This is a genomic window from Flavobacteriales bacterium (assembly GCA_013214975.1).
Classification (GTDB): Bacteria; Bacteroidota; Bacteroidia; order DT-38; family DT-38; genus DT-38.
Map to the genome: position 1 here is coordinate 1 of JABSPR010000071.1, position 6,866 is coordinate 6,866.

9 protein-coding genes and 1 tRNA gene are annotated in these 6,866 nt (G+C 35.5%); 8 read left to right on the top strand and 2 right to left on the bottom strand.

The features are described 5' to 3' along the window. On the top strand, window positions 1–357 hold a 357-nt coding region (locus tag HRT72_03365; protein ID NQY66747.1), incomplete at its 5' end, for a class I SAM-dependent methyltransferase. On the opposite strand, the gene bshB1 is transcribed toward HRT72_03365, so the two are convergent. Then, window positions 344–1,042: a bacillithiol biosynthesis deacetylase BshB1 gene (gene bshB1, locus HRT72_03370; protein ID NQY66748.1), complete on the bottom strand. Its 699-nt coding sequence runs from the start codon at window positions 1,040–1,042 to the stop codon at window positions 344–346. The two genes, HRT72_03365 and bshB1, sit on opposite strands and share 14 nt — an antisense overlap. Before the next feature lie 175 nt (window positions 1,043–1,217). Between bshB1 and HRT72_03375 the strand changes: the two genes are divergently transcribed. From HRT72_03375 to HRT72_03400, 6 genes are all read left to right on the top strand, one after another. Beyond that, window positions 1,218–1,727, top strand: a complete 510-nt coding sequence (locus HRT72_03375; GenBank protein NQY66749.1) for a hypothetical protein — start codon at window positions 1,218–1,220, stop codon at window positions 1,725–1,727. A 29-nt stretch (window positions 1,728–1,756) separates the two neighbouring features. Further along, on the top strand, window positions 1,757–2,509 hold the full coding sequence (locus tag HRT72_03380; protein NQY66750.1) for a DUF2520 domain-containing protein: 753 nt from the start codon (window positions 1,757–1,759) through the stop codon (window positions 2,507–2,509). 14 nt (window positions 2,510–2,523) lie between these two features. Beyond that, window positions 2,524–3,033 (top strand): HAD hydrolase-like protein, encoded by a 510-nt coding sequence (locus HRT72_03385; GenBank protein ID NQY66751.1) that lies wholly within the window; start codon window positions 2,524–2,526, stop codon window positions 3,031–3,033. Between the two features lie 8 nt (window positions 3,034–3,041). Continuing rightward, the gene (locus HRT72_03390; protein NQY66752.1) at window positions 3,042–3,977 is read left to right on the top strand and encodes a geranylgeranylglycerol-phosphate geranylgeranyltransferase; all 936 of its coding nucleotides are present in this window, start codon (window positions 3,042–3,044) and stop codon (window positions 3,975–3,977) included. 9 nt (window positions 3,978–3,986) lie between these two features. Further along, window positions 3,987–4,553, top strand: a complete 567-nt coding sequence (gene maf / locus HRT72_03395; GenBank protein NQY66753.1) for a septum formation protein Maf — start codon at window positions 3,987–3,989, stop codon at window positions 4,551–4,553. 35 nt (window positions 4,554–4,588) lie between these two features. Then, window positions 4,589–4,663: transfer RNA gene (locus tag HRT72_03400), tRNA-Val, on the top strand. 455 nt (window positions 4,664–5,118) lie between these two features. Here the strand turns inward: HRT72_03400 and HRT72_03405 are convergent. Then, window positions 5,119–5,310, bottom strand: a complete 192-nt coding sequence (locus tag HRT72_03405) for a DUF1731 domain-containing protein (protein NQY66754.1) — start codon at window positions 5,308–5,310, stop codon at window positions 5,119–5,121. A 582-nt stretch (window positions 5,311–5,892) separates the two neighbouring features. Between HRT72_03405 and HRT72_03410 the strand changes: the two genes are divergently transcribed. After that, window positions 5,893–6,243 (top strand): hypothetical protein, encoded by a 351-nt coding sequence (locus HRT72_03410; GenBank protein ID NQY66755.1) that lies wholly within the window; start codon window positions 5,893–5,895, stop codon window positions 6,241–6,243. Window positions 6,244–6,866 lie beyond the last annotated feature (623 nt).

The following is a 6,866-nucleotide window of genomic DNA, read 5'->3' on the forward strand; positions in this document are numbered from 1 at the left end:
ACGACGTTGGATTTTTCTTCTCTAAATCAAAAATTCGATTTAATCTTTGTGGATGGTAGTCACCATTACGAGGATGTTAAGAAAGATACAATGAATGTTTTTAATCTTCTAAAAGATGAGAATTCTATCATTATTTGGCACGACTATTTGAATACGTCATCCTCTGTTCGATGGGAAGTTTTTAGGGGGATTCTTGATGGCACCCCTCAGGATAAAAGAGGAAAATTGAGTCACATTTCAAATACATTATTCGCGATGTATTCGAACAAAGATTATGTTTCTCATGAAATGGAATTACATCCGGATCCAAATAAAATTTTCGAACTTAAAATTAGTGCTTCGCCTATTTTAAAATAGTTAGGTCATCAATACCAATAGGCCTTTCTACTGTGTATCCTTCGCCATATTTAGCGTTAACCGGTCTACCAAAATGCGATGCTCTCGACTTAATAAAATCCAGAAATCCTTTCACCGAAATTGGTGTTTCTGGCTCCTCCGAATTCTCCTGAAAAAACTGTGACTCGTAGCATTTAACAACCTCCATTTTCTGATCCATAAAGCCTGTTATGTCCACTACGAAATCCGGATTAATAAATCTATCCTGTGGGTAGTGATAAACAACTTTCGGACGCCAAGATTCATACTTTGTTTCTAGCTTAATCAATCCTGATTTAAAGCAAGCTTCTGAAATTAACTTAGCCGCATTGCCATGATCAGGATGTCTATCACTAGTTGCAGGGGCAATAACAATCTCTGGCCTATGCTTACGAATAGCATTCACCACAGCCATTTGACTCTCCTTTGAAGAATCCACAAAACCATCAGATAATTCGAGGTTCTCCGAAACGGATACACCAAGGACTTTTCGTGCAGCAGTACTCTCTTGTGTTCTAATCTCTGCTGTTCCTCGAGTTCCTAACTCTCCTCTTGTAAGGTCTACTATGCCAATTTCTTTACCAGAGGCAATGTATTTTAAAATTGTTCCAGAACATGCTAACTCAACATCATCGGGGTGCGCACCAAAAAACAGTATATCCATCATATGTAATTTGACAATAAAGATAAATAATTAGTACGGCATGATCTCTGCATATAAAAAAGGAAACTATTCCATATATAAATAGTAAATCTATCGTACAATAACATGGGGAACTGGCAATTGCTTAGTACCTTTAAACGTCTTGTACGTTAATATAGAAGCATAAATTACCAATAAGATGAAGGCATTCAACATCTTCATTAATCAAGTAACTTCCGTTTATTCGGTGAGCACAAAGCTTATGTTATTAATGTTGATGTTCCTCACTTTAAATTCATCTTCTTTTTCCCAGGACGAAACGCCCACCGAAAAAAAAATAGATTACTACAAACTTTTCCTATCTAAAACTCTAAAGAAAGGAGATGGAAAATACAATCTACTCTATTTTCAAAGTCATATATCGAGCGAGCGTTTTATTCAGAATATCTCAATAGAATTCGGTGAGTACAAGAAAAAAACTGAATACATCTGGCCTAAATTGAAGTACTTAGAATGGAGTGAGAAAACAATGATTTTGGAATTGAACGATGCACTTTGCAACGGTGAAGATCATTGCATCTCATTTTCTTTGCACGAATTAAAAGGAGACGACATGTTCGATCCAACACGCGATGATTACGAAGAAATAATGAAACATTTCCAGAAGAAAATAGCGCGAAGTTATTTCAGAAGCTTAGTTTTCTTTTAATTATCACCTTGAACACTCCTTACAAAATAGTGCTAATCGGTTCTGGTAATGTGGCCACACAACTGGGAATTTCATTGACTAAAGCAGGACATGATATCCTACAGATTTATAGTAGATCTATTGAGTCTGCAGAACTACTTGCAAACCAAACTCAGTCTGGATACACCGATAATATTGAGGATATAAACCCCAACGGCAATATTTATATTATTTCAATAAAAGATGATGCGATAGAAAAAACTACATCTCTATTAAATCTAAAGGACCAAGTTATTGCGCACACAGCAGGTAGTATATCGAAAGACGTGTTATCCAAAACTTCTTCGAATTATGGCGTATTATACCCTCTTCAAACTTTTAACAAAAGTTTGAATGTTGATTTTAAATCCATTCCTATTTGCGTTGAAGCCAACAATGCGGAAACATTACGAATGCTTAACGCTATAGCTGAAAGCCTTTCAAACCATGTACAAGAAATCAATTTCAATCAGAGAAAGCAATTACATCTCGCCGCTGTATTTGCGTGTAATTTCACGAATCACATGTATGTTATTTCAAACGATTTATTAAATAAAGTAAACCTTCCTTTTGAACTAATTTTACCTTTGATAAAGGAAACCACTGATAAACTTGAAAGTATTTCACCAGAAGATGGCCAAACCGGACCAGCTGCAAGAAATGACCAGAAAGTTTTAGCGAAACATATTGAGGCATTAGAATCCAACGAGAACCTACAAGGAATTTATAAACTACTTTCACAAAGTATTCAGAAGACAAAATAATTATGGCGCAGCAAATTTTCAAACAGCAACTAAATAAAGTAAAAGCCTTTGTTTTTGATGTAGATGGTGTCCTTACCAATAGCGATGTATTGGTTTTAAATAATGGCGAATTTGCCCGAACAATGTCTACAAGAGATGGCTTTGCTTTGATGCTTGCCAAAAAAAAAGGATACCATGTTTGCATAATCACGGCAGGAACATCTAATGCCATTTTGAACAGAATGGAGAATTTGGGTATCAACGATGTTCACATTACTGTTCGTGACAAAGTAGCTGTACTTACAAAATTCATGGAAGACAATGGCTTATCGGCAGACGAGGTTTTATATATGGGAGACGATTTACCTGACTACAAAGCCATTCAAGTTGCCGGAGTTAGAACTTGCCCGCTTGATGCAGTTGACCAAATAAAAGCCTTGTGTCATTACATTTCCGACATAGCAGGTGGTAAAGGATGTGTTAGAGATGTAATTGAGCAAACGATGCGATTACAAAAAAGCTGGCCATTAGACGGTAACTACTAATTCTCTCTATGCTTAGCTTTATAAAGCTTATTCGCTTACCCAATCTTTTAATAATTGCGCTTACCCAATACCTAGTTAGGTATGCAATAATTGATCGTTACATCGGGTATCAGGAAATGAATCTTCAGTTATCCGATTTTAACTTTTTCCTTTTAAGCTTATCTACCGTTATGCTGGCAGCAGCCGGCTATATTATTAATGACTATTTCGATATTAAAATCGATAGAATCAATAGACCCGAATCAATCATAGTTGGAAATACAATAAAGAGACGAGTGGCCATGGGAGCTCATATTGTAATTAACTTCATTGCTATTGCCATTGCTTATTACATATCTGCATATGCAGTTGGCATAAAAGGCCTGGTGATGATTCATATAGTTGTTGCGTCTCTTCTTTGGTTTTACTCTACCAATTTCAAAAAACAATTTCTTGTTGGCAATATTGTGATAGCAATTATATCTGCAGCCGTTCCTTTTATTGTCGGTTTATATGACATTGCCGTTCTAAATGCCATCTATTGGAAAGAAGTATTAAACCATGGAATTTATTTTAATGGCCTTTTTATTCTTATTGCCTGGTATTCATTATTCGCTAGCCTAACTACTTTAATAAGAGAAATTATAAAAGACATTGAAGACTACGATGGCGATATTGCTTTTAAAAGCAAAACTCTTCCTATTGTTTTGGGAATGCAAAAAGCCAAATGGGTTGTTCTTGGCATAACAGGTATCTTATTTATCTGCGTTGGTTACGTTGTATATCTCGAATCTCTACAAGAAAGATTTAAAGCACTCTCTTACTTAATTGTATTAGTAGAAACCCCATTGGTTATTCTTTGTGTAATGCTATTTAGAGCGAATACAAAGAAGCATTATACGAATATTAGCTTTCTCCTAAAAGGAATAATTATCACCGGAATATTTTCCATGTTTCTTATCTAGAGATCGAATATGATTACGCACAAAATAATACTCGCCTCAAAGTCACCTAGGCGAAATGAATTACTTGCAAGTTTAGACTTAGAGTTTACCGTTGAACTTAAAGATGTAGATGAGTCCTACCCTTCTGATTTAAATTCGGCAGACGTTGCTTTATACATTGCCAAATTAAAAGCAGATGCTTTTTCGGACATCCTAGCTCCAAATACTATCGTTATCACGGCAGATACTGTTGTAATTCTTGATAATGAAATTTTAGGCAAACCTTCTGATGAAGAAGATGCAAAAAACATGATTCGGAAATTGTCTGGTAAAAATCACGATGTTGTAACAGGTGTTGTATTAAAATCTATTGATAAAACAATTGAACTAAGCGTTTCAACTAAAGTATTCTTCAAAGAATTAAGCGATGAACAAATTGAATACTATGTACATAAGTATAAACCATTGGACAAAGCAGGTGCATATGGTGTACAAGAATGGATAGGCCATATCGCTATCACAAGACTAGAAGGTAGCTACACAAATGTTGTTGGCTTTCCTCTCGTTAAGGTTTACGAAGCATTGCAAGAATTCTAATGATTTTACTTTTACATTTGTAATCCCATACGAATGGGCGATTAGCTCAGTTGGTTTAGAGCATCACGTCGACAACGTGAGGGTCACTGGTTCGAATCCAGTATCGCCCACAATATACGCCTACTAAGGAATAAAACAGAGGTGCTTACGAAAGGTGTCTTTGTTTTTTTTCAGCTATTTTCAGTAAACCCATTATTACATCTGTTGTTTAACTCTATTAAACTTAATCATTCTTTATAGGCGAATAACAGGCTTCAATTTTTTTAATAATGTGATTAATTGGACTCACTAAACCGTTCCACGAGTATTCTACCCATACACAGGTAAACAAAGAGAACCGCCAAGCCACCGACATATATCCCATTAGAATAAACTCCCTCTAACCCATATTCATATATCATGAGCCCCAAGCTTAGTAGGATAAAGATTAATGCATAAACGATGTTTCCCTTGGGACTATAGCCAAAGGGCCCCAGAAACCGTGTATTAGTAATGCCAAGTATATAATGTGGCATAGCGTTGGCGAGTAACCCTCCAATAACAAAATCGATCCAGTTCATAATAATCAGTTTTCAAATAAGTCCTTCAACGCCAATTCTAGAGATGGGGATTTATGATCAAATCCAGATGTGACTATGTTATCACTAGACACCCTACTCCCATTCAGGAATACATCAGCCATTTCACCAAATAAAATTTTACAGATAAACGCTGGCACATTAGGCATAAACAGAGGTTTCCTTATTCTAAATTGCAATTTCTGTCGTTAACTCTTCATTCGTATTCTGAGATGGAGATACCACATTGTATACTCCACGAATTCCATTCTCCCTAATTGCATGTAAGAACATTTCACACAAATCTTCTATATGTATCCAAGGAATAAATTGACTACCAGTCCCATTGGAACCATCCTGTTTTTTTTAGAAAACGAATTAAAAAAGTCAGTTTATATATAGCCGTGGCTTTACCATTATTTGCTGTGGTGGTAACAGTAATACACGTTCTCGTGGAATAAAAATTAGATGAGCATTTTGCCAGTAGCTAAGAACAATTAAACTCGTCTTCCTCATCACTACAGCTTGGGATGTTTTGGTAGTATCGATAAGGTAGTTCTTCTAGATGGATGATTGTTAGTATATTGTAAGCATGAAAAGAATCTCCTATAGTTGGTTGAAGGACTCTATTTACACAATGTTGTGGTCTGTATCGTTTCTTACTATAATCACGTTGGGTTTTACCTTGTATTTTAAAGGTGGTATTTTCTTAAAACCTATAATTGTTATTAATGCCTTTTTTGTTCCCATTATGACCATTTTTGTAGGGTTAAGACCAGTGATTGCTATATAGTCATCAATGGACACTCTTTCGATTAACAATCGAAGGTGAACTTTGTCTCAACTCTGGAGAAGTTATTGAAATAGACAATATAAATTCTGTGTGGATTCATGAATGTGGTGCTGGGTCTACACTTGTTCCTTTCTTCGAAATAACCTTGAACATCAAACCGAAAAGTATAAAAGACAGAAAAAGAAAATCTTTAGTCATGACCCCACGTTATAATATTCGTAACTTTTATACAACCTCTGGTTCAGATTTTATAGATGAGTTAATCAATCTAGGAGTTAAAAAGAACGTTGTGAAAGGAAGTACGTGGCGCCTATTTTCTAGACCTAAATTTAAGGAGTAATAAAGGCAACAATTGCCTTAGTACATCTTATAGTATTAAATAAACCCGTCTTCCTCATCATGAATGCTTGGGATGTTGTGGTAGTAGGAGGGAGAAGTGTTTATAGTTAGGAAGTACTCTCTATAAATCTGTATGTAAGCAATTAATAAATGGAAGTGTTGTTGGTGTAATTATGGATATTCACTTCACCACCTATTTCTTAGGAATCCAGGTCTACAAACTTATAATTAACACTCACCTTCATTTTTGTGTCATTCGTAGAATAATCATAACGATCATGAGCGTATTTACGTAGATTCACGTACAGGGATACTTTTGGTTTTTCAATCCACTATGGAAAAGAAATACTTCAACACTTGCATGAAACAATCAAAATTAAGATTGTTAGTTTTTATGTGAAGTTGCGTCATGTTGCTTTCAGTATGTCAATTGCATGCTCAGTCATATTACGTAGGTAACTCAACTAATAACAAAGCATGATTGGTTCTATAAATAGCAGGGTAAAATTGATTGGCTCACTAATTGCATTTTTTGCTCTTACATTACCTGTAGTTAATACTGCTTTTGGTCAATGCCCAGGCATAGGTACCAGTGCGTGTAGCGCAGTTAGTCTTAGCGTAAAT